This window comes from Methylomonas rhizoryzae (assembly GCF_008632455.1).
In the GTDB taxonomy this organism is placed as follows: domain Bacteria; phylum Pseudomonadota; class Gammaproteobacteria; order Methylococcales; family Methylomonadaceae; genus Methylomonas; species Methylomonas rhizoryzae.
In genome coordinates, this window is sequence record NZ_CP043929.1 from 1,282,265 (window position 1) to 1,306,783 (window position 24,519).

Annotated in this window: 18 protein-coding genes and 1 pseudogene; 7 read left to right on the forward strand and 12 right to left on the reverse strand. The window is 53.8% G+C overall.

The features are described from left to right. Positions 1-343: 343 nt before the first annotated feature. From rnr to trhP, 10 genes are all read right to left on the reverse strand, one after another. Positions 344-2,611 (reverse strand): ribonuclease R, encoded by a 2,268-nt coding sequence (gene rnr, locus F1E05_RS06050; protein ID WP_150047441.1) that lies wholly within the window; start codon positions 2,609-2,611, stop codon positions 344-346. A 63-nt stretch (positions 2,612-2,674) separates the two neighbouring features. Then, entirely contained in the window at positions 2,675-4,267 is a 1,593-nt protein-coding gene (locus F1E05_RS06055) for a hypothetical protein (protein WP_150047442.1), read from the reverse strand. A 322-nt stretch (positions 4,268-4,589) separates the two neighbouring features. Continuing rightward, entirely contained in the window at positions 4,590-5,033 is a 444-nt protein-coding gene (locus tag F1E05_RS06060) for a hypothetical protein (RefSeq protein WP_232056796.1), read from the reverse strand. Between the two features lie 79 nt (positions 5,034-5,112). Next, the gene (locus F1E05_RS06065; RefSeq protein ID WP_150047443.1) at positions 5,113-8,085 is read right to left on the reverse strand and encodes a DUF748 domain-containing protein; all 2,973 of its coding nucleotides are present in this window, start codon (positions 8,083-8,085) and stop codon (positions 5,113-5,115) included. An 8-nt stretch (positions 8,086-8,093) separates the two neighbouring features. Further along, positions 8,094-9,866 carry a hypothetical protein gene (locus tag F1E05_RS06070; RefSeq protein ID WP_150047444.1) on the reverse strand — a complete coding sequence of 591 codons (1,773 nt, stop codon included), beginning with the start codon at positions 9,864-9,866 and terminating at the stop codon, positions 8,094-8,096. A 205-nt stretch (positions 9,867-10,071) separates the two neighbouring features. Beyond that, a complete protein-coding gene (locus F1E05_RS06075) occupies positions 10,072-10,470 on the reverse strand; it encodes an RNA-binding S4 domain-containing protein (RefSeq protein ID WP_150047445.1) in 399 nt (132 codons plus the stop codon). Next, a complete protein-coding gene (locus F1E05_RS06080) occupies positions 10,463-10,822 on the reverse strand; it encodes a rhodanese-like domain-containing protein (protein ID WP_150047446.1) in 360 nt (119 codons plus the stop codon). The genes F1E05_RS06075 and F1E05_RS06080 overlap by 8 nt, the downstream gene beginning before the upstream one ends. 43 nt (positions 10,823-10,865) lie before the next feature. Further along, positions 10,866-11,822 carry a 4-hydroxy-3-methylbut-2-enyl diphosphate reductase gene (gene ispH / locus F1E05_RS06085; protein ID WP_150047447.1) on the reverse strand — a complete coding sequence of 319 codons (957 nt, stop codon included), beginning with the start codon at positions 11,820-11,822 and terminating at the stop codon, positions 10,866-10,868. A 37-nt stretch (positions 11,823-11,859) separates the two neighbouring features. Continuing rightward, the gene (gene rraA / locus F1E05_RS06090; protein WP_150047448.1) at positions 11,860-12,345 is read right to left on the reverse strand and encodes a ribonuclease E activity regulator RraA; all 486 of its coding nucleotides are present in this window, start codon (positions 12,343-12,345) and stop codon (positions 11,860-11,862) included. A gap of 12 nt (positions 12,346-12,357) precedes the next feature. Further along, entirely contained in the window at positions 12,358-13,716 is a 1,359-nt protein-coding gene (gene trhP / locus F1E05_RS06095; RefSeq protein ID WP_150047449.1) for a prephenate-dependent tRNA uridine(34) hydroxylase TrhP, read from the reverse strand. A 328-nt stretch (positions 13,717-14,044) separates the two neighbouring features. On the opposite strand from trhP, the pseudogene F1E05_RS06100 reads away from it, so the two are divergent. The 7 genes and pseudogenes from F1E05_RS06100 to F1E05_RS06130 all read left to right on the forward strand — a co-directional run. Then, positions 14,045-14,717: pseudogene (locus F1E05_RS06100) on the forward strand (IS3 family transposase); the annotation flags it as partial. A 60-nt stretch (positions 14,718-14,777) separates the two neighbouring features. Then, a complete protein-coding gene (gene ureE, locus F1E05_RS06105; protein ID WP_150047450.1) occupies positions 14,778-15,209 on the forward strand; it encodes an urease accessory protein UreE in 432 nt (143 codons plus the stop codon). Continuing rightward, entirely contained in the window at positions 15,199-15,873 is a 675-nt protein-coding gene (locus F1E05_RS06110; protein ID WP_150047451.1) for an urease accessory protein UreF, read from the forward strand. The genes ureE and F1E05_RS06110 overlap by 11 nt, the downstream gene beginning before the upstream one ends. 90 nt (positions 15,874-15,963) lie before the next feature. Then, entirely contained in the window at positions 15,964-16,584 is a 621-nt protein-coding gene (gene ureG, locus F1E05_RS06115) for an urease accessory protein UreG (protein ID WP_150047452.1), read from the forward strand. A gap of 783 nt (positions 16,585-17,367) precedes the next feature. Beyond that, a complete protein-coding gene (locus F1E05_RS06120) occupies positions 17,368-20,805 on the forward strand; it encodes a dockerin type I repeat-containing protein (RefSeq protein ID WP_150047453.1) in 3,438 nt (1,145 codons plus the stop codon). Positions 20,806-20,885: 80 nt separating this feature from the next. Then, the gene (locus F1E05_RS06125; RefSeq protein ID WP_150047454.1) at positions 20,886-21,506 is read left to right on the forward strand and encodes a hypothetical protein; all 621 of its coding nucleotides are present in this window, start codon (positions 20,886-20,888) and stop codon (positions 21,504-21,506) included. A gap of 99 nt (positions 21,507-21,605) precedes the next feature. Continuing rightward, a complete protein-coding gene (locus F1E05_RS06130) occupies positions 21,606-22,331 on the forward strand; it encodes a hypothetical protein (protein WP_150047455.1) in 726 nt (241 codons plus the stop codon). A gap of 50 nt (positions 22,332-22,381) precedes the next feature. Here the strand turns inward: F1E05_RS06130 and F1E05_RS06135 are convergent, their stop codons facing one another. Further along, complete coding sequence (locus F1E05_RS06135) at positions 22,382-23,770, reverse strand: sensor histidine kinase (protein WP_150047456.1); 1,389 nt, start codon at positions 23,768-23,770, stop codon at positions 22,382-22,384. Next, positions 23,763-24,437, reverse strand: coding sequence for a response regulator (locus tag F1E05_RS06140; protein WP_150047457.1), 675 nt, complete (start codon positions 24,435-24,437; stop codon positions 23,763-23,765). Before F1E05_RS06140 ends, F1E05_RS06135 begins: the two co-directional genes overlap by 8 nt. Positions 24,438-24,519: the final 82 nt, after the last annotated feature.

Below are 24,519 nucleotides of genomic sequence, written 5' to 3' on the forward strand. Positions count from 1 at the left end.
TTGTCTTCGTGAACTAATCTGCATTTCTAGCGCCAATTAGTGCAATTTAATTGAAATCAATCACATAAAAATCTGTTGCGATAAAAGTGGTTTTCTGGCAGGGACAAAGTGTCAAATTTGTCATACACTTTGACAAAATTGTCGGAAAAGCCTGGCAAGTGTTTTACGGTCGAAAGTAAAAAATCGCATGTGTCGATGCTTCAGTTGCCGGGGCGTCAAGCGTTGCGCAGCAGCCCGCGACTTTGTCAGTGTGGCCGGGGTTTCGTAGGCCGCGGGTTGTAAAGGTAATATCAGATTCCGTAGTGCATGAATCGCTATAGCGGTCGTTCAGGGACGAGTATGATTATTGTTTGCGCGATTTGGATTTATTTTTTGCTTTGGTTTTGCCGGCGGTTTTTGCCGGTTTCTGGTTTTTTTTGCGTTGTACCAACTCGAAGTCGATTTTCTTGTCGTCCAAGTCGACCCGGACCACCGTCACCCGCACCGAATCGCCCAAACGGTAGCGTTGTCCGGTGCGGCTGCCGTATAGCTGGTGGCGGCTAGCGTCGTATGCATAATAATCGCCGTGTAAAGAAGCAACATGCACCAAGCCTTCCACGTAAATGGCTTGCAGTTCGACAAACATGCCGAAGCTGGTGACGGCGGAGATTACGCCGTCGAATTCCTCGCCGATTTTATCCATCATATATTCGCATTTAAGCCAGCTGACCACATCCCGCGTGGCGTCGTCGGCCCGGCGTTCGTTTGCGGAACAGTGTTCGCCGAGCAAGGTCATGTCGGAATGGGCGTAATGAAATTCGCTCGGTTTCTTACTCGACAGGCAGTGACGTATGGCTCTGTGTACCAATAAATCCGGATAGCGGCGGATGGGGGAGGTGAAATGGGTATAGGCCTCCAGTGCCAAACCGAAGTGACCTTTGGTCTCCGGGCTGTATACGGCTTGAGACATGGAACGCAGTAACAGGGTTTGAATCAGGTGGGCGTCTTTACGTTCCCTGACTGAATCCAGCAAATGCATATAATCCTGCGGTGTCGGTTGGGCGGCGCCGCCTAACCGTAAACCCAGTTCGCTCAGGAAGGTGCGCAAGGCCAACAGTTTTTCGTTGCCGGGCCCGTCGTGTATTCGCAGCAAGCGCGGGATTTTTTTGCGATTCAAGAATTTCGCCGCGGCGGTGTTGGCGGCTATCATGAATTCCTCGATCAATTTATGGGCATCGTTGCGGACCAGCGGCACGATTTCGGCAATTTTGCGGTTAGGCCCGAATACTATGCGGGTTTCCTGAGTATCGAAATCCATCGCTCCGCGCAGTTCCCGTTGAGTTTGCATCGCTTTGAACAAATCGTAAAGCGTGTGCAAGGTCGGCAGCAGTTCGGTGTGTTTTTTAGCGAGTTTACGATCGTTTTCGACCAATATCTTTGCGACTTCGCTATACGTCAAGCGGGCGTGCGAACGCATCACAGCTTCGAAAAAGCGCGAGCGCAGCAATTTACCGTCGCTGCTTATCAGCATTTCGCAGGCCATGCAAAGACGATCGACGTTAGGATTCAGCGAACATAAGCCGTTCGACAGGATCTCCGGTAACATAGGAATGACTTTTTCCGGAAAATAAACCGAGGTGCTGCGGTTTTGCGCTTCCGCGTCCAAGGCTGTACCCACGCGCACGTAATGCGACACGTCCGCTATTGCCACCAGCAGCTTCCAGCCCTTTGCGGTTTTTTGCGCGTACACCGCATCGTCGAAGTCGCGGGCGTCTTCGCCGTCTATCGTGACCAACGGCAGATCACGGAGGTCTTCGCGGCCCTGCTTGGCGAGTTCGGGGACTTCCGGTTGTAGCTCGGCTATTTCCGCCAGTACACTGTCCGGCCAATGATTGGGCAGTTCGTAGGATCGAATGGCCATTTCGATTTCCATGCCCGGCGCCATGTGCATACCCAGCACTTCCGTGACTCTGCCGATGGGTTGGCAATGGGCGCCGGGCTGTTGCACGATTTCGGCCACCACGATTTGGCCTTTGCGGGCGCCGCCGCTGTCTTCTTTGGCGATTAAAATTTCGTGGGCGATTTTTTTGTTGTCCGGAACGACAAAGCTGGCTCGGCCCTCGACGAAAAACCGGCCGACGACCGAATGGGTATTGCGCTCGGTGATTTGTACCACCGCCGCCTCGCGCCGACCTTTTCTATCGATGCCGGTGACTCTGGCCACAACGCGGTCGTTGGGCATCAACGGTTTCATTTCACGCGGAGACAAAAATAAATCGTCGCTGCCGTCGTCTGGCTTTAAAAAACCGAAGCCGTCCGGGTGGCCTAACACTCGGCCGGCGATGGTATTTTGACCGTTGCCGGGGCTGTATTTTTGCCGGCTATTAAAGGTCAGTTGGCCGTCGCGTTCCATGGCTCTAAGCCGTCTACGCAGCGCTTCCAAGGCGTCAGGCGATTCCAGGGCGAATTGTTGGGCGATTTGTTGGCGCCTAAGCGGTTTGCCTGCGCTTTCGAGCAACTGCAATATGGCTTCGCGGCTGGGAATCGGGTGTTCGTATTTTTCGGCTTCGCGTTGCGCAAAGGGGTCTTCGAAGCCGTGTGCTTCGGGGTCCTGATCGCTTGAAGTGCTCATTGCCGTGTCGATTGCGGATTTGCCGGGGCGGCAAACCGGGGATAACGGTGTTTGGGAAAACTGTTAAATGAAGTCATAACCTTTTTTGTTCTCTTGCTGTTGAGCCGGATTTTCCATAACGCGACGGCATTCGAACTGCCAGTAACCCAATCCGATATTTTTACGCCCCATAAGGATGATAGGAAAGCTTTCTTGTCCTAAATTCATGCGCAGTATATCGCCATCTTTGATCATAAAGGATTCTAAAATGATAAAGCTTTTCTCCTCATCGGCGAATTTGGCCCAATAAATGAGCGCTCGGCGCGGGTCGCTGCCGGCCGTAGCGCCCGGTTCCAAATAAGTGACCGGGAAAGACTGGGCGGCTATGATGCTGATTTCGAAAATCAGTTTGTCGTCTTGTTTGGGTAGTTGAATTTTGCAGACCACCCCTAATGCTCGCTGTTGCGGCGGAATGTTGGTTTTCCGGAAGCTGACCAGACTGCCTATAGACAATACCCCTTCTTTTTCGAATCGGCAAAATAGCGCGCGGTCGGAATAGGTCTCGGCCGATACCTCCAGCTCGGCTGACGGCGATTTGCCGGGGTCTTGCAGTTCGTGGGTGGCGTCCAAACCGATGGCGACATAGCGGCTCAAGCGGTCGGAAAACAACACCGTACCCTGCGGCTCCCGGCCTTGCCAGCGTTGCATCAGATAGTCGAATAATTCTGCGGACAGTTTATATTGATCGCTTTTGCGAGTATCCAAAGAACTGAATCTGACTTCGTCCTTGCTGCAGTATTTATCCTGCTGGCGCGCGATTTTATGCAGTTTTTGCAAGTTCAAGTACATCCTGGCGGATTCGGAGCGGCTATCCTGCTGCATCCGTTCCGGATCGACGAAATGCGGCGGCAGGTCTTCGTCCATTAGAATCACGCATTGCACGAATTGCTCGGCCACGGGCTTTTTTTCAAACGAGACCAAGTCGCCGATTCTTTCGATGAAGTCGTAAACCAGCTGAAATTCCTTTTGCATCAAGCCTGACGGAAACGTCAAGCTAAGCAACAGAATTTGTTTGTAAGCATCTTCTACGCAACTCGCTCTGCCGAACAGGCTTGTTTGTTCGCCGACCCGGTTCTTTTCCTTGCCGAGTTTAACCGCCAATTTATATAAAGAATGCAGATCGTACCAAATCCAGTCCGGGACCGGATAGCACATCGTATAGTGGGTGATGACTATGCTGCTCAAGCCGGTGATGCAGCGGTGTATGGCCAGTGGTATGTTTTTGCTCTGCAGCCAGCCTACTTCTCTGCGCGTGAGTTCGCGTGCGATTATCCAGTAACCAATCGTGAATTGCTTTTCCAGGGTCATGGTCAGCGCGAAAATTTTCTTTTCGATTTCGCCCTTCGGAAATCCGTACTTGATCAAGCGCGAGCGCAGGTAGTCTTCGATGGTTAAGAATTGTTGCCGCAGTAGCTCCAATGCAGTTAAACGGTTGTTGGCGCTGAGTTCCAAGCTGATCAAATCGTTGACCAAATCCTGAAACAGTCGGGTGGCTAAGCCCGGATTGGCCGCCGGCAATTCGGCCAGCCATTGTTTTAACGCCGGTTCGGCGAAGGTGGCGGCCAAATGCGGGTCTTTTCGTTGCTCGGGAATGACCAGAAAAAAAGAGTTTTTCACGCACAGTCCGAATAGATGATGGGATTCAGCTTCGTTTTGGGTTGGAGAGTTTCGATACTGAAGTTGTGAGAAATCAGCATCGGATTAGCCAGATCGTTTAAGAGCTCCGGAGGGTGCAGCAGGTTAACGGCAAATCGCCGGCAAACTTGAACCGACGGCGCAAGGCGGGTTGGTTTGCAGGCAATTTCTATGTAGGTTAGTAGGTTCCGTAATATCACTTGGAGTTAGAGTCGAAAACTGTCGCTACAAATGGCCGGGTTAAGGCTGCGTCTTGCCGGTTAACCATTGAGTCGGTTTTAACGCTTAGCTGTGACGACGAAAGCTAACGCGGCGAAATCGTTAACGCGCCCAAGGTTACCCCAATGTCTACTCCGCGACCGTTACCGGACAGGACCAAGGAAATTTCCCCGGCGGTCAGAATTTGCCCGTCGAAGGAATTGGTCATCCCCGCGTGTCCTCCCAGCGCTACGTAGTGGCCGTAAATCTCGTTGATGTTGCGGACTTCGGAAAACACGCCGGTGCCCTCTATCTCCGATTTGCCGATAGTGAAGCCTATGCTTTTGGAGGACAAGCCTACCTGGGCGCGTTGACCGTTGCTGCAGCTGATGTGGCCGACTCCGTCGTATTGTTTGTATACCAAGGACCAGCCGCTGAGTTTGTAGGTCATGGTGCAGGAGGTCATATTGCTTGCCGAATAGACCGGCGCGCTGGAAAGCGATGCCGCCAGCGCGCAGGCGAGTAACATCTGGGTGGATCGGTTTTTCATAAGTTCTCCGTTATTTTCGCTGCCGAGGCCGGAAAATAAGTTTCGGCAGCCGATTATAGTACAAAGCCCCTACCGGCTGTCAGGAAGACACGTTCAGGGACAGTTGGGCGTCGATGCCTTCGGGGTTCTCCGCCTTATTCAGTTCCGTTGCCAAAATATATAAGCGGCTGCTGTCGACGCCGGCGGTTTCCACCAAATATTTGGCGATGCGGTTGGCTCTGGCCATCGCTAACTCGTTTAAGCGTTCCGGCTCGGGTTGCATCACGCTTTCCAGCTCCTGTTGCGCGCTGCTGTAAAAGTCTGCATCGGGTTTGTTTTTGATGCGGGGAGAACCTAACAGCGAATAATCAATGCTGTTGGGGAATACTTCCGCGTAAAATTTTGCCAGCAGGCGTTTGTATTCGCCGTCTGAAAGCTCGATATATTCGGCGCGGATTTTTTCGCCTTTGTCGCGCAGTTCGCCGGACTTCATTTTTTTCAGAATATCGGTTACTACAGCGGAGCGAAGCTTCGGCCAATCGGCGGTTTCATAGGCGATACCTTTGATTTCTAAAACCAACTCGGTTTTTTGCGCCAGCGCTTTGGCAATTTCATCCAGTTTTTGAGTTTGCTCGACGTCCAAATCGCTGTCTCCGGCGGCGAAACGGACTACGCTCAAATCCGCGTCGTCGTCGAACAAGGACGATAAGGCTTTGAACGGTGCCGATACAGTTTTGGTAATAAGGTTGACGAATACATCGGTGACCAAGGAGCCTACGCTGAAGCTCGGGTCTTCCAAGCTGCCGGTAATCGGAAAGTCCAAATTGATTTTACCGTCTGCGTCTTTCAGCAAGGCTATGCCTAGCTCCAGGGGCAGGGACACCGCTTTGGGGTTTTCCACCTTCTCGCCCAACGTCAGTTGGTCGATGAAAATTTTATTTTCCGCGGCTAATTGGCCTTTTTTAACGCTGTATTGCAAATCCAAATCCATTTGGCCTTTTTCGATTTTGTATCCGGCGAATTCGGCCATGTAGGGAGTAATCAGCGGCAGGGGTAAATGACTGAAATTCAGTACGATATTGGCGTCGCCATTTTGTAAGTTGTAATCGCCTTGTATTTTGACCGGCGCAAGATCGTGCACTTTGCCGCGCAGTTTCAGTTTGGTGGAAACGTCGGTATTGGAACTGAAGCCATCCACTTCGCCGTTTAAATCGTTCATTTTGACGACGAACGGCAATATCAATGAATAATCGGCAAAATCCGATTTACCTTGCGTCAATTCGATTTTGCCTATCGTCACGACCGGCCCCCGCGCTTGCTCGATTGGGGTTGATGTTGGCTTGTCCGGCTTAAGCTTGGCTTTAGCGTGCGGTTTTGGTTCGGCGCGACTCACCAGCAAATCGTCGACGTTGTTGCTACGGTCTTTATTGATGATGAAACGGACGTAGGGTTGCTCAAAATTGACCGCGCCCAAGGTGTAGTCTTGTTTGGGTACGTCTATCGTCATTTGTTTCAGATTCAGATGGGTCCATTTGACGAAATCCTGGTTCTTGCGTTTGTCGCGGGTAATCAAGTGGGCGATATCGGCGTCGCCTTGATACACAATTTGCAAGGGTTCGGCGGCGGCCATTTGCAAGTGGCCTTGGGTATTGAAGTTGCCGTCCACCAGTTCCAGCTTTATGAAGGGATCGATATAGCTTTGAAAGGTTTTCAGCTTGATATTTTGTATGGCGACCTGCCAGTTGGCGCTAAACGGAGACAGCACTAAATCTCCTTGTAATTTGATGCTCCCGTCGTGGTTGAAGCGGGTATCGAACTGCAGCGGCAAGTGCAGCCCGTCTTTGTTTTTATAATCCTGCAAGCCGATATGCAGGTCGCCGAGTTCCATGGCCACCGGTTTGGCTTGGGTGTAATCGGTAAAACGAATTCGATAACCGTTTAAATCCAATGAGTCCACGGCAATTTGCCAGGCTTTGCCGCCGGTTTGCGCGGCGGTGGGCGGTGGCTGTGAGGCGGCGGGGGCGGCGTCGGCGTCGAACAGACTTTGGTAGTTCAGCTTGCCGTCCGCTTGCAGCCAAGCGTTGATCAGCGCTCCGCGCGAGTGGATTTGGCCGATTTCGACCAGTTGACGTTGCAGATCTAAGCCTATGTGGTCGACGGAGAAATCGGCAATGGAAACCAAGGAATCCGGCTTGGCTTTTTCGTGTAGATTCAGCTCGGCGATGTTCAGCTTGCCTTCGGCTAAGGTGGCTTGCAGCCCGGTGGGGGCGTGCGCGTCGAGGCTGAAATCGACTTGTAAAGCCAGGCGGCCTTGCGCGATTTGCATAGGGGTCAACGGTTGCAGAAACAAACTCCAAATTGCCGGCAATTCTATGTCTTGCAAACTGAGGCGACCTTTGCCGATCAAAGAGGCAATGTCCAGACTGCTTTGCAACTCGATCTTGCCGCCGGAGGCCGGTTGTGCACTGATTAAAATCTCGGTAGGCGAGTTCGGCTGCAGGGACAGTGCGTTCACGCGGATATCCACCGGGGCCAGGGTTTCCGCCAGTGGTTGTCCGGCTTGATGGTCCAGCCATGCGATGCGCGCGTTTTCTATGCCGGCTTGGCGTATGAACAGCGGAAGCGGATCTGTGGTGGGTTCGGCGGTGACCGGTTCCGTTGCGGAGGGTGGATCGGTTTGTGCGAATTGGTCGACCAAGTCGCTGAAATTGAAGCGGCCGTTTTCCAGGCGTTCGAGGTTGACGGACGGGGATTTCAATTGAAGGTAAGCCAGCGTCAGACCGCGCTGTTTGATGGAATCGACGACGTCGATATCCAAGGCCAACTCTTCCCAATTCAGCAAGGTCCGATGGTCGCTCAGGGTCAGGGCAACACCCTGGATGTCGGTTTTCAAGTCGAAGGGATCGAAATGCGCTGCCTGGATTTGTACGCTGTGTCCGGTCAGTTCGCTGAGTAGGGCGGGCAATTTATTTACGGCCCAATAGGGCACCAGATAGTATCCGGCCGCCGCGTAAAGCGCGAGTAGGGCTAGCGGTACGCCACCGAGTAACAATAAGGTTTTCCGCTGACGCATCGGTTGGCTCAATGCAATTTATTCAGAAAATCGGTTTCGATCCGGCAGCCGGCCAAATCGGGGTAGTCGGCGAGGTTTTGTTCGAAATCTCGGAATGTAGAATGCTGGAAGGTCAAGCGGGTGATTTTGTTGGCGCTCAGTTCGAATTCCAAAGCGCCGCCTTTTTCGCGCGGACTGCCCGGTTTAGTCAAAAACAATACGATACCGATATTGGGCAGGGGGTGTCCCAGTTCTTGCGCCGGCCGCACGCAGCTATAACTGTCGATGCTCAAGCCCAGCATGACGTTGGCCAACTGCGCCGCGCTGACGACTAATCCTTCGTCGGAGATGGCGGGTACTTGCAATAGGCCTTCCAAGCCGAAATTGCTTAAATGGTTTTGCAACAGTACGTTACCGTTACCGGCCGTGCCTGAAAATAATAGCGGATAGAGTTGTCGGGTCATTTCGTCTTTGTCCGGGTGGTTCAATGCGGCCAACAGTTGTCGGCCCGCCGATTGCACCATACCGATCACGCCCTCTTTTTTTTGTCGGTTATTTGTCAGCAAATCCCAATCTTCGGCAGTATTGACCGGTAAACGCAGGGATTTCATCACCGCATAATCTTCCGCCGCCAGACAGGCGGAAAAGTTTTTAGCACGGTACTTTTCCAATAATTGCGGACGTAAGGCGTCGGTCATCGCCCGTTGCGCCGTAATGTTGTAATTACGCCAATCGGCGGACTGGGCTAAAAAATAGTACAGCACCGCATTGCGGTCGAACTTGTTGAAGCCTAGACCTTTAAGCACTAACTTCAAGCGCCGGCATTGCGCATCGACTTGATCGGCATCGCGCCAGTCCGGGTTTAGCAGCGGTTTTTCCGCTTCCGGGCTTTGATCGATCACCTGTTGCAGCGGTAATTGTCCGGCACTGGTTTGAATCGGCGTGCGCATCAATTCGTCCAGCGATAGATCGTGAGCATCCGGCAGGCCGGCACTGTCTGTTTTCAATAACAGCGAGGCACTCAACTCGGGATAAATTTTCAGGTTTCCCAGCAATTTGGGCTCCGCACTCCATAGGCTTATGCCGCCTTCCTCTATTTCGTAAACCGGCAAACGACTGGCATGCAATTTAGCGCCGTCCGCACCTAGGCTGACCGCCGGCGGCAGGGTATGGGTTTCGGTGCTGTATTGGGCGTTAGCGCTAGGTTTGTTCTGTACGCTCTGATTGGCGGCCGTAGCGTCAAGCCAACTGCCGGCCAATTTGCCCATGACCGCGATTCCGGTGCCGACGCCGGTCAGCATCATCAGATTGCTGGTGGTGTTGATGTCGTTGACCAGTTGCGACAAATTGGTTTCGCTGCTGTGGCTGGTCAGAAAACTATATTCCAACTGGGTGTCTTTGGCGGAATCCAGACGCAGCCACGGGGTTAAATAAGCCCGCTTGGTTTCCAGTTTGTAATTGCATTTGCCGCTGGTGGCTTGATACAAAAAACCGCTGGCTTCGCGTTTGAATTTTAGCGATTCGTTGTTGATGTTGAAAACCAAGGCGGCGGACAAATCGCTGCTTTCATAGGCGCCGCCCAGAGTGCTGCAGCCGCCTTTGAGGGAGTTGTCGCCCTTGAACTCGAATTCTGAAACGAGTTGCACGTAATAATCGTCGGCGCTGACCGCCGCTTGCCCCGGTAACGGGCTGAGCGATTGAGCGTCGGTTTTGGGAAAATCGACCGTAATTTGCCGGTTAGAGGCACAGCCTGACAGCCACAAGGCCGCTAGCGGAATCAAGAAAGTTTTGGTGAGTGACATGCAGTATCCGGTTTGTCTTCTGCGGTTTGATTCATAAGCGTGTGATCGAAACAGAACGGATTGGTGGATCAACGCTGCGACAAACTTATCGGAGTTGCCTTGCGGGCGTTGAATAATCCGCACTTTGCGTCCGAGAAACGCAAGCGCAGCATGATAAATTGAAGTTGGAAGCGTGGCTATTGTTTTTACCGGATCAGTCCGGACATCAAGAAATGTCTTGTTTGAAGCGGTGAATTTGCCGACGCTGTTTTTTGTTGGGTTTGCGTTCCCGCTCGCTGGGGCGCTGTAATGCCTGCTGTTGCTTTTGCAGGGTTAGTTGTTGCTGGCGTTTGCTGTGGCTGGCTTCGTCTTCGTGGTACAGCTGAGCGGCTTCTTTAGCCGGACGGCGCTGTTTGTTAAGGTCGGTGACTGCCAGCTCCCAGGTCAATTGGTCTTTGCTGACGGTGATGATGTCGCCGACCTTGACGTCTTTTCCCGGCTTGCAACGCTGGCCGTTGACGTGAACCTTGCCGCCGCTGACGGCTTCGGCGGCCAAGCTGCGGGTTTTGAAAAAACGCGCAGCCCACAGCCATTTGTCGATGCGGATTTCCTCCAGGTCAGCCAAGCGGCAACCCGTTGTCCGACCAGGCTTTAAAACCGCCGGCCATGCTGACCGCGTGCGCGTAACCCATTTGATTCAGCACCTGCGTGGCGAGTGCCGAGCGGCCGCCGGTTTGACAATACACCAGGATAGATGCCTCGTGCCGTCCTTGTACCGCCGGATGGGCGTCGATTTTGAATTCCAGCACTCCGCGCGGAATATTGATGGCGCCCGGCAAGTGTCCGGCGGCGAATTCTTCCGGTTCGCGCACGTCCAACACGATGCAGCCGGCCAATTTGCCGTGAGCGCCGGCCGTATCGATTTCAGTGATCTGTTGCTTGGCCGCAGCCACCCATTCTTGCGCAGTGATGCCCATATACACTCCTAAAAACCAAATCGGGAACAGGCCTGACGCAATCTCAGGCTTCCATGGATTTTTTCAATTCTTTCGGGATGGAAAATACCACTTTTTCTTCGATGCCGGTATTTTCCCGCACCGTGGTGTCAGCCCCACCCCAGGCTTTCAACTGTTCTATGACTTCCTGCACCAACACTTCCGGCGCGGAAGCGCCTGCGGTGACGCCGACGACTTCGATGCCGTCCAACCATTCTTGTTGCAAATTGCGGTAGGTATCGATCAAGTAAGCGGGTTTGCCCAGTTGCTCGGCAATTTCACGCAAACGGTTGGAATTGGAGCTGTTAGGCGAGCCGACCACGAGTATCAGGTCCGAGATTTTGGATAAGTCGTGTACCGCATCCTGACGGTTTTGGGTGGCGTAGCAGATGTCGTCTTTTTTTTGTTCTTTGATGGACGGGAATTGTTCGCGCAACGCGTCGACCATGACTTTGGTATCGGTCATGGACAGCGTGGTTTGGGTGACGTAAGCCAGATTGTCCGGATTGTGGACCCGCAAGTTTTTGACGTCTTCCGGGGTTTCCACCAGATAGATATTGCCGTTTTCGGTACATTTTTCGTACTGGCCCATGGTGCCTTCCACTTCCGGGTGACCGGCATGGCCGATCAAGATCACTTCCCGGTCTTGTTTGGCGTGTTTGGCCACTTGCATGTGGACTTTGGTAACCAACGGGCAGGTAGCGTCGAATACCGTGAGCTGGCGCTCTTGCGCTTCTCTTTGTACTTGTTTGGAAACGCCGTGGGCGCTGAATATCAGGTACGAACCGACCGGAACGTCGCTTAAATCTTCGATGAAAACGGCGCCTTTTTGCTTTAAACCGTCTACCACGGTGCGGTTGTGCACGACTTCGTGTCTGACGTAGATCGGTGCGCCGAAAGTATCGATGGCTTGGTCGACGATTTCGATGGCTCGATCGACGCCGGCACAGAATCCGCGGGGGTTTGCGAGTACGATTTGCATATTCTTGACTAATTTACTAGGTTACGACAACGGAATTCTAATCCAATTTTGCGTCGACGACGATAATACCGTCGCTATCCGCATATAAATACTGATCTTTTTTAAAGTTGACGCCGGCAAAAGTAATCATGATGTCCCGCTCGCCGTGGCCGTGTTTGCGGCTGCGCAAGGGATGAGTGTCCAACGCCCTGACGCCGATAGGCATCTCGTTGACGATTTCCGAGCCACGCAGGCAGCCGTAGATGATGATGCCTTGCCAGCCGTTATTCAGCGCGATACCGGCCAAGGTATCGCCGAAGAGTGCGCAACGCCGGGAGCCGCCGCCGTCGACCACCAGCACCCGACCGGTGCCGTCTTCTTCCAGTACTTGCCGGACCAGGGAATTGTCTTCGAAGACTCTTAGCGTGGTAATTTGCCCGCAAAATTGTTTGAGCTTGCCGAAGGGCCGGAATAAAGGTTCGGCGATTTGAAACGATTCCCGCTCGGCGAACCGGTCACACAAGTCTGCGGTTAAGAATGACATCGTTAAACTCCTTTACGCGTAATAACGGGCTAACAGACCGTACTGGCAGTCGGCGTCGGGCAGGGGGATGCGAACTTCGTAGCCGCCGCCCGGCGCTTCTTGCATCGGATTGCCGAATTTATCGCTCATTTGCTGCACGGTAATATCGCGGTTGCCGTCCGGCAATATGATTTCCAGGCGGTCGCCGACCGAAAATTTATTTTTGACGCTGACGTCGGCCAGACCGCTGGCCGGGTCGTAACCGGTGATTTCGCCGCAAAATTGCTGCTGGTGGCTGCGAGAGTAGCCGGAAATGTAGTTTTGATGTTCGTGGGTGTGATGGCGCTGGTAAAAGCCGTCGGTGTAGCCGCGATTGGCCAGATTATCCAGGACGCCTATCAGTTCCGGCTGAAACGGCCGGCCGTTCGTCGCGTCGTCTATCGCTTGCCGGTAGGCTTGCGCGGTGCGGGCGACGTAAAAATGCGATTTGGTACGGCCTTCGATTTTCAGACTGTCGATGCCGATTTCCACCAAACGTTGCACATGCTCGATGGCACGCAAGTCTTTGGAGTTCATGATGTAGGTGCCGTTTTCGTCTTCCATGATAGGCATCAATTCGCCTTTACGGCCTTCTTCTTCCAGAAAGTAAATCTGGTCCGCCAAGGGATGGCGTTCGCCGCCGCCGCAACCGGCGCCGGTCATGCCGGTTGTCAGGTCGGCCATCGACAGCGTGGCGGCCGGAGAGGGTAGATAGTCGCCTTCGGCGTTTTCCACCGCCGGTACGGTATCGTATTTCCAGCGGCAGGAATTGGTGCAGGTGCCTTGGTTGGGGTCGCGGTGATTGAAATAGCCGGATAGCAGGCAGCGGCCGGAATAAGCGATGCATAAGGCGCCGTGCACGAACACTTCTAACTCCATGTCCGGGCATTCCTGACGGATTTCGGCGATTTCGTCCAACGAGAGTTCGCGGGACAGAATGATGCGTTCCACGCCCAGGCTTTGCCAGAATTTGACGCTGGCGTAATTGACCGTATTGGCTTGAACCGACAGGTGAACCGGCATGTCCGGCCATTTTTCGCGGGTCAGCATGATTAAGCCGGGGTCGGCCATTATCAACGCGTCCGGCTGCATGGCGATGATGGGCGCTATGTCTTTGATAAAGGTTTTGACCTTGCTGTTATGCGGGATGACGTTGGCGGCTAGATAGAATTTTTTGCCGAGCTGGTGGGCCTCGGCGATGCCTTTAGCCAGGTTATCGGCTAAAAAGTCGTTGTTTCTTACCCTGAGGCTGTAACGGGGTTGACCGGCGTAGACGGCGTCAGCGCCGAATGCGAACGCGTAACGCATATTGCGTATCGTGCCGGCGGGGGAGAGGAGTTCTACCTGTTTCATGTGCGGAGTACGGCTAACGGGAGGGGGCAGAATTCTAGCAAAGTTCCGGCCGTATCGTCGCATCTTTTGCTATAAAACCCCGCGAACGGTGGGGCTGAACGGTACGATACCGTTCTAAATTGAGTTCGTTGTACGGGACTTTAACAAACGCTTGCCGTAAGGCGTCAACATGCTCTATCAATAATCTGTTGCCATAGCGTTCGGCCGGGTTGACGGTAAAAAACCAGGTGGCTCCGGGAAGATAAACAGGTCGGTAATCGGTCATGGCGAACAGCTTCAAGTCGGTTACGCGAATGATGCGGTTCGTGCCTCACCGCATCCACGGACTCGTAAAGTCCGGAACCCATTGAAGCGAGAAGGCTTGACGGTGGCCCGCTGCACCGTGGAGCGCCTGATGAAAAACCTGGGTCTTAAAGGCACCAGGCGTGGCAAAACCATCAAGACTACGATCAGCGACGCCGATGCGGCATGCCCCCTTGGATCGGGTGAACCGCCAATTCAGCGCCGAGCGGCCGAATGCTTTGCGGGTGGCGGATTTCACCTATGTCAAAACCTGGCAAGGCTTTGTCTATTTTGTCTATGTGGCTTTTGTAATCGACGTATTTGCTCGCTACATCGTCGGTTGGAAAGTCTCGTCTTCCCGCATGCCGACTTTGTACCGGATGCGCCGGAGCAGGCGTTACATGACCGGCAACCCCAGCGCGACGACGGCCTGATTCACCACAGCGTCCGCGGTGTACAGTACGTGTCGATCCGCTATACCGAACGTCTGTCAGACGCCGGCGTTGAGGCATCCGTGGGTAGCGTCGGCGACTCGTATGACAATGCCCCTGGCTGAAACCATCAATGGCTTGTATATGGCCGAGCTGATTCATAAACCATCCTGGAAGCATCGCTAAGCCGTCGAGCTTGTGGGTCTACCGGTTTAATCATCGACGCTACCAGCCGAAGCCGAGGCCGGGTATTATCAACATTTTTCCGAGTCGGCTAAGGCAGCATGACTCACAACAATCAGCCGCCGAGATTCCCGGGGCGATTCAATGTAAATAGCCATGATAACTATGCTTAAACTCACCGAAACCGCTCACCCCGAAGCCTCCACCGACGATATCCTGACCCTGCCTTACGATGCCAGGCAAAAATCCAGGCAACCGGCCGTGACCGCCGGCGGTTTGGAAGTCGGCGTGTTCCTGCCGCGCGGGCAAACCTTGCGGCACGGCATGGTGTTGAGCAACGAGCAGGGATTCAGGGTGCGGGTTAACGCTGCCGCGGAGGAGGTATCCGTAGTCAAATGCGCCGATGCCTTGCAGTTTGCCCGCGCGTGCTACCATCTGGGCAATCGCCACGTGGCGCTGCAAATCTTGCCGGGCGAATTGCGCTTTTTGACCGATCACGTGCTGGACCAAATGTTGGTCGGTTTGGGCCTGAACGTGGAACACCACACATTGCCATTCGAGCCGGAAGCCGGCGCCTATCATCAGCATGGTCATTGACCTGCCTTTGCTGCGGTTATTGCAACTGGTTAGTCCCGGCCTGCCGATCGGCATGTTCTGCTATTCGCAGGGTTTGGAGCGGGCGGTGCACGACGCTTGGATTGGTAATGCCGAACAAGCGGACGAGTGGTTGCGGGGCATATTGCACAACAATTTGGCCCGCACCGACGCGCCGTTGTTGGCGCGGCTTTACGACGCCTGGTTCGCGGTAGACCTCGATCGGGTAACGGTCTGGTCGCAAACTTTGCTAGCCTATCGAGAAACCGCCGAACTGCGCGCCGAAGACAAGCAAACCGGCCAGGCCTTGGCGCGCTTGTTGGCGCAGCTGGACATGCCGGAAGCCGCTGACTGGCAGAAGCGGCCGGATACCACCTTGGCGGCTTTATTCGCCTTGGCTGCGGTGCGCTGGCGCATAGACAAAGCCGCAGCCGTCAACGGCTACTTGTGGGCTTGGTTGGAAAACCAGGTGCTGTGCGCGGTTAAATTAGTGCCGTTGGGGCAGGTTGCCGGCCAGCAGTTGTTGCACGGTTTGGCGACGGACATACCGCGCTTGGCGGAACAAGCGTTAAGGCTGAGCGATGCGCAAATCGGTGCCGGCAGTTTTGGGTTGGCCTTGGCGAGCAGCCGGCACGAGACGCAATACTCGCGCTTGTTTCGCTCTTGATTTTTCCCAATTTCAGGCGGATGGCGGGTATTGGGGAAAGCATTGTTTATCCGGTTAATTCAACATAGATTCGCAACGGGGAATATCGCTATGAACGCTAAACAGGTATTAAGAATCGGCATCGGCGGTCCGGTCGGTTCCGGCAAGACGGCATTGGTGGATGCTTTATGCAAAGCCATGCGCGACGATTTTCAGATCGGCGTGGTGACCAACGACATTTATACCCGCGAGGACCAGCAGTTTTTGATACGCAGCCAAGCCTTGCCGGAAGAGCGCATATTCGGCGTGGAAACCGGCGGTTGTCCGCATACCGCGATTCGCGAAGACGCGTCCATGAATCTAGCCGCCGTGGACGAGTTATGCGAGCGTTTTCCCGAGCTGGATTTCGTATTGGTGGAAAGCGGCGGCGACAATCTCAGCGCCACCTTTAGTCCGGAACTGGCGGATCTGACCATTTACGTGATCGACGTGTCGGCCGGCGACAAGATACCGCGCAAGGGCGGCCCGGGCATCACCCGTTCGGATTTGCTGGTCATCAACAAAATCGATCTGGCACCTTACGTCGGCGCGTCGCTGGAGGTCATGGACCGTGACGCCCGAAAAATGCGCGCTGACAGGCCGTTCGTGTTTACCAACATCAAAACCGGTGAGGGTTTGGATCAGGTTGTGGCCTTCATCGTCAAACAAGGCATGCTGCAAGCCGTTGCCTAACAGCGGACATCAATCAAACTGCAGTGGATAGCGGATGCCATGTAAGGCCTTTCGCCCAAGGCCGCCGCGTGTTCAGCCTATGCCGTTGTTTGAATGTTGTTACAGTCCAGTCCCGCCGGCAGAGCGGAGCCACAGCCGGCGAATCCCCCGCAAAATTTTGCCGTTCCGAATAAGCCGATCGGCCTGTCCGGCAACCGGTTCGGCTACAAATCAGGCTAGCGCTTCCGGTACGAATTCGTCAGTGGCGCCGGCCTTTGAGTGCGGCGGATTTTCGCTGATCGCTTGGTATGCCTTTCCCGATAAGGCGACTCTTGATTAACTGCGGCCGATACAACTTGTGCATTAAAGGCGATTGAAATACGCAGTTGCATGGCCTGATTTTTTGCGTTAGTAATCACAAAAAAATCAGCTAAACTCATCGAGCGGTGGCGGTGGAAAGTCGCGGATTCTTAGGGGAGAGTAGGATTACTCCCGTGACAGCCAACGTATTTCTGTTTTGGCAGCTTGGTTTTGGGGTTTGAAGTTGATTGAAAACTGGCTTTGTATCCCCCGCGAAGCTGCAAGACCAATGGTCGGTAATGAATTAACCCAGTGTTTTAATCGCAGAACAAGCCGAATCTTTCGGTTCCGGGCAACTAAAGGTGAGTGTTTGATTGGTCTCGGGGGAATGAATTCGGTAACTAATCTTTGTTTCTAAATACTTACTCATCAACTAGGGTTGCTAATAATTTCATTGATCCGAAGTGCAAATGTACTGAAAACTTTTTTACCTACGGAGTAGTTATGCAAATCCGTCGAGATTATCGCAGGCCATATCTTGTGGCGAGAATATTGATGCCGTTAGGCACACTTTTGGTGTTGTTGCTGGTGCCGGCGGCATTCGCGGCCGGGCAGGACGGAGACGACAGACTTTCGCTGCCTAAAGCCCCTCGAGTTTTGTCGCGTAGCGTTCTGGGACCAAGAACTTCGCCTTTCGACCCGCCTTCTCAAGATGTTTTTTTTACTGATGGCGGGGCAGGATTGGACACTGGCTGTACCTTCAACAATGACCCGAATCACCCACTAGTTATCAACATAGCCATAGACAAATTTGTGGGGGATGTCGACGCGAACGGTTATTTGGTCAATCCCGCGCCGCTCGTTTCCGCCGGCATTATTCCGGCGACGGTCGACATCATCATGCCCGCGTACGACATTGATGTTAACGGTTCGCCTCCACCGGAACGGGATGAAGCCTTATTCAATGGTCAAAGCTTGGGATTTCTGACCGGCGATGATGGGATCTGGAAGCTGAATAGTTTTAGTATCGACATTCGGAAAGTGAAATTTCCTTCCCGGCCCGCTAGTGGCGGCAATGTGGTGCCGGTCATCAATACAGTCCAAATCCATGTAGACACCTTGAGTAGCGGTCGCTGGTGCGCTGCGATTGACTGGGTAGCCTTGGTTATACCGGTACGGCCTAAACTAGCGCTGGAACTCAAGGTTATAGACGGCAACAAAATTCGGCGGAATACCGGCGCTGCGACTATCGATACGATCTACCAGCAGGATTTCGATGCGGCCTGTAACGTAAACACGACCATAGGGCCAATCGACGACTATCCGTTTTCAGGGCCGGCGACTTCCGGACTGTTCGGCTGGTTTAGCGGCGAATCCAAACTGCGGGCCAAACTCAAAACTTGTCCCGAAAACAGTATCGACCCACCCGAAATCGAAGCCGAATGGACCGTCAGCGGAGGCGGGCCAAGCGCTTCTACTGCCTGGAATGGTTTCGAGGGAGATGTCACGGTCAAAATGCCGGACAACGTTGGAAGCTACACCGTGGATTTCACTTATACCGTCAACGGTACACAAAACCTTACCGCAAGCCGCAAACTGTTTGTTACTAAGGCAACGCCGCTAGGGAGTGTCAACCCGCCCCGTTTGAGCTGGTACGAGAAGGCTACCGATTGGGCTTCTGGCCAGTCGGACGAAGAGGCGATTATCAAGGCGGTACTGGATGGCGTTTACGCTTTTGGCGGTGCTAACTGGCGTTACGGCTATGACTTCGGGGCCGTACCAAAATGCAGCTGGGAAAACTTGGTAGCTAATCCGATTAGCTGCAACTACTCGGACTGCTATGTTTTTAGCGACGTACTGACCGGCATGACGGCCACTCTCGGCATAAGCGGAATGTCTCCTGTGCCGCCAGTAACGGCACCCGGCAACAATCATTTCATAACCACCGGCTCGCCCTCGCTTGATCCGGCGTTTCGAGGGAGCGCCAAACCACTCGGTGGAGGAGCATTTGATCGCTACTACTTTTCCAGCCATAGCCTGGTCAAGCGCGGATGGTTTTTTCCGGATTACTACGACGCCACGTTTGATGGAATCTACGGCAACAAAACCCAATTCATCGCATTCAACCTAACCGGCGCAACCGCGAACGATGCCGGAGGGCGGGAGTACTATGTCACGACGGAAGGAGCCAAGGTCTACGACCTTTACAGCGGCCATTATGACGGTTGGGGCGACTACGAATACACGTTGCCGGCTTCTCCCGCTCCCAAGTTGATGGCACCGGCTACCCTGGCGATGGCAAGCACGGATCTGCAACTTCCGGGTACGGCAAGTTTCCGAACGCTCGATAGCAATGGCGACGGCATTTATGAAGGCATTGCTGCCGATGTTGACGTAGAGGTGCTGACTGCAGGTAGTTACACGATAGTCGGGCGGCTTGAGAAGAACGGCATTTTGGTGGCAAACAGGCCGGCTTATGAATCGCAGTTATCCAGCCGCGTTACTTTTCAGGTAAACGCTCCGGGTAGCCAAAAGGTAACTATCATCTTTTCCGGGGAGCTGATTTATCAATCCGGGCAAGACGGCCCTTACGATCTGGTGTTGAGAGGTAACAACATCCATCTTTCGCTGCAGACCCCGGCTTACGACCATCGTTCCTTTGGCGAGCTACTGACCACCATCACCGGGGTAGGCGACGAGGGAATTGACGAGAACAGTGACGGCACGCTGGAAGGCATCCGCGCCAATGTGGATTTAACCGGCCGCGCCGCCGGCAACTATCGCATGATAGGCAGTCTGATCAAAAACGGCGCAACCTTGGTCAACGCCGGTGCCGAGATTACGCTCTCGGCCGACCGGCAGACCGTATCCTTGGTATTTCCCGGTCTGCCACTGAAACGATCCGGGCAGGATGGTCCGTACGAAGGCGTGGTGTACTTGCAGGACGGCAACGGTCATACCGTTTCCAGCTTCGATTTTCCGACGCAAGCCTACCAAGCCGGTGCTTTCGAGTCGGTGATCGAGCCGGTCGGGGCTCAATCGGACCAAGGCATAGACAGCAACGGCAATGGCCTGCACGACACTCTCTCCGTCAGCTTTGGGGCGTCGTTCTCCCGCGGAGGAACCTTCCTGTTGACCGGCGCCCTTAGTAACGCGGCCGGAAGCAAAACCGTGTTCGGCGAACAACTGATCAGCGTCGTACCCGGTACCCGGCAGCTGACCCTCAATTTTGCCGGTCCCGACATCTATGGCCAGCAAATAGACGGTCCTTATCGGATAGAGGTTTCGCTCCGCGATCCATCGACTCAGGCAGTCATTGACCGGCTGGCGCTGCCGCAAGAAACCAAGGGGTATCTGTATACCGACTTCGATTCGTCTCGGAACGTGTCCGCCATTACGTTAACCGGCGCTGCAGACGACCAGGGTATCGATACCGACGGAAACGGTTTGTTTAATCAACTGCAAGTCGGCGTGGCCGTGAAACTGATAAACAGCGGTACTTATGAATGGAGTGCGCGGTTGGTCGATTCACGCGGTACGGAGATAGGTTTTTACACCAAGAGAGCTTTCTTGAATGCCGGCAACAGCCAAATCGATTTTGTCTTCGACGGCAGCCGAATCGGCAAGAACGGTAGAGACGGGCCTTATTTCGTCAAGAGCCTGTTGATGTACGGGACTAGCACCAATTTGGTAGCTACCGACGTGGCGGCGACCTCGGATTATAAGGCCGGTGAGTTTGAAGGTTACGTAGCCAAAATAGCGGGGGATATCAACGGCGACGGCAAAGTGGATCAAGCGGATGTAACGCTGTTCCAACAAAGCCTGGGTAGTGTGATCGGCGACCCGAACTACAATCCGGACGCTGATCTGGATGGCGACGGACGGGTTACCGTCAATGACTTGCGCATACTTCGCGATCTGATCAAAAAATCCAAGCTGTGACTTATAGACACGGAGCGGCGCTGTATTGGCCGCTCCCTTCAGTCGGCTAAACGCATTACAACCAAGCTACGGAGCATTTCATGTCAATAAAATCAATTATTTATGGAATTTTATTTCCGGTCGGATTTGTATTGATGCAACCCGCAAGTGCGGCGTTCATCAACTTAACCCCCTCCAGCACGTCGATATTACTCGGCAATACGGTACAGGTGGCAATTTCGGCGGATATTGATGCGGCGGAAGCCATCATAGGCTTCGGGTTCGATCTCTCGCTAAATCCCGGCGGGCTGTTTGATTTTGTTGGGTTTACGCCCGGAGCGCTGTTCGCAGATGATCCTTTATATCTTGCCCCATTAAGTGACAGCGACGGTATTCGCGGTGCGTCAAACGGTGATTTGTTTACCGGCCCCGCCATTTATGGAAGTGATATTCTGCTGGGCACCCTACACCTAAAAGCTGTCGGTCTGGGGACGGGCGTTGTTAGCCTGTTGGCCGATGACCTAAATTTCTTTTTCACGGAAGGACTTATTCCTGAAGACCCCGGGCTTGTCAATTTTCTTCCCCCCGTTACCGACGCGAGTATCACTGTTACCGCAAACAATACAATTCCGGAGCCGCCTCTGGGCATACTCATCGGCATTGGCGTAGCAGCAATGCTGCGATCCGAGCCAAGACTGCGAAGGTATGATGTAAACCGTTGATAGATGGGTTGTAAGCGAAATGGGCTATCAGCTGCCGGTCAATGCCTGCTTCAGGATTACGCTATCGTTAGCAAAGTCTAACGCGAGGAGATTATTTCAATGTCAGCAGACATCTTGCTCACGCTGATGGCAACGGCTATCGTGCAATCGATTTTCGGTGCGGGGGTTTTATTGTTCGGTACGCCGATTTTGCTGTTGCTCGGCTACGATTTTGTCGATGCTTTGGTGGTCTTGCTGCCGATTTCCTTGGTCATTAACGGCCTGCAAATTGCCAAACATCATGCCAATATTGATGTTGGCTTTTATCGCCGCATCCTCTGGCTGAGCCTGCCGCCAATTGCGCTATTTCTGTTCATCGTCACGCATGCCCGAATCAACATCGGTTTGTTCATCGGTGCGTTTTTGCTGTTTATCGCGCTAAAGGATTTTTCGGCCGGTGCGGCTCGCGCGATAGATGTGCTGATGAGATACGAAAAGCCTTACTTTGTGATGATGGGGGTCATCCATGGGGCGAGTAATCTCGGCGGCTCGTTGTTGACGGCACTGGTTCACCACAAAGCTTACCCGAAAGATACTGCACGGGTTACAGTAGCTTCCGCCTATGCCACTTTTGCGCTTGTGCAGTTGCTGACCTTGTTTTTATTTAGCGGGCAGCAAATCGAAATTACTTTATACGACGAAGCGATTTATGCCGTGATCGCCTCGCTGGTCTTCGTCATGACCGATGACATGCTGTATTTGAATATTGACCAAAGCAAATATCAGCACCTGTTTTCGGTTTTTCTCGGGCTGTCGGGCATGTTGTTAATCGCCAAGTCTTCATAACCAGCCTCTGCGCAATTTGGCACAGTAGCGGCTCTAAGACGGAGACGATTTTAAGTCTCGGTTAGCGATTCAAACCCGATTTCAATGCGGGTGCCGCGGCCGCCGTGGCCGGCGCCTATCTGTATCCGCGCGGCGTGCAGTTCGGCGATTTCCTTGACGATGGCCAAGCCCAGCCCGCAACCTTCGCCGGGACTGCCAGGGATGCGATAAAAGCGCTCGAAAATTTTGTCCAGCTCGTTTGCTTGAATACCGGGGCCATCGTCTTCGACAATCAAGCTTGGTTTCGGCGTTGCCTGGATTTTTACCCCGATATACCCGCCCGGCTTGCCGTAATCAATGGCGTTATCCAAGAGATTGCTGAGTAATTCTCGCAACAGCGTTGCATCGCCGGCTACCCGGACGATTTGTGCCGGCGCGTCAAAGCCCAATTCGATAGTGCGTTCTAAAGCCTTGGGTACCCAGTCCATCGCACAGTTGCGAGCGAGTTCGGCCAAGTCCGTCGCTTTAAATTCCCGCGCGCTTTGCAATATCGATTCGGAGCGGGCCAACACCAATAATTGCGTGCTCAAATGAGTGACGCGGTCCGCCGAGTGCTTGATATGCGTCAGGGCCGGCTTCATGCTTTCGATGTTATCCGTCAATAATGCCCGTTCCGCGTGCACCTTCAAACCGGCCAACGGGGTGCGTAATTGATGGGCGGCATTTTCAATGAATCGCTGCTGGCTCTGCAGATTGGCGCTCAGTCTGTGCAGCAAAGCATTGATGGTGTGCGTCAGCGAACGGACTTCCAGCGGCACGCCGGCATCCGGAATGGGATTTAAGTCTCTCGCGGAACGTTGGGCGATGAGTTTGGCCAAGTCGTTTAAAGGCCGGAGTCCGCGGTTGATGCCGGTCCAGATGTGCAAACCGGTAATCAATACCAACAAAATTTGCGGCAACACCACTGCAAATAGAATTTCATTCATCATGCTGCGGCGTTTGTTGAGCGTTTCCGCGACCGAGACCAGCACGTCGCCTGATTCGTCAGCGGCGCGGCGGGGCTGTACAGAAACGATGCGAACCCTTTGGCCCTGGATTTCCCCGTCATAGTAAAAAGGTTCCTGCTTGGTGAATAGGGTCGGCGCCGAGCTGGGAAATCCCTTGTCGCCGGATACGAACTCTCCCGTCGCCGATTCGATTTTGAAAAAGGTTTTATCCATGGCATCCCAGCGAAAGACTTCGACGGCATCGGGCGGCAATTCGAAACTGGTTTTGTCTTTTTGCTCCTCGACTTGTTGAGCCAATGATTTGGCCGAATCCAATAACCAGCGGTCGTAGACCAGGTCTGCATAATGCAGGGCGATGAAGTATGACACCGCGGCATCCAGCATGACGACGACAGTCAACGGCACCGTCAGGCGCAATAACAGCTGGGCCCGTAAGCTTTGCGGTTTACGCATCCTTGCTTTGCTCCAGAAGGTAGCCGAGTCCGCGCACCGTTCTTATGCCTATCCCCAGCGGTACAAGGCGTTTGCGTAGCCTATGCACGTAAACTTCAATGGCGTTGTCCGCCAGTTCTTCCGCACGATCGGCAAGGCGTTGGGCAATGCTATCCTTGCTCACCACGTGCCCGGCGTTTAACAACAAGGCTTCCAGCACGCCGTATTCCCGCGGCGGCAATAGCATAGGCAGGCCATCCACGCTAAGTTGTAGATTACGGGTGTCCAGGCGCAAGCGGCCGTAGCCGATGTCGTGGCCGTAGCCGCCGAGACTGCGCCGCAGCAAGGCTCGGATTCTGGCCTCCAGCTCCCGCAATTCGAAGGGCTTGGTCATATAATCGTCGGCGCCCAGCTCCAAACCGCCGATGCGGTCGCTCAGGCCGTCGCGGGCGGTGAGTATCAATACCGGAATGGCCGACTTGCGGGCTCTTAGCTGCCGCAACAGTTCGCGTCCGTCTAGGTCCGGCAGTCCCAAATCGAGTATAAGCATGTCGTAAGGCTGGGTACACAATGCACTACCCGCATAAGTGCCGGTCACGGCCAGCGTAACGTCGAACCCCCAATCGCTAAGACTGCGGGAAAGGCCGTCGCCCAATGCCGCATCGTCTTCGACTAATAAAATTCGCATGGAAAGATCAGGATTGAAAGGTTGGAGAAAGCTTGCACGGCTGTGCCGGTTCGGTTTGCTAAACATACTGAAGCAACTGCTC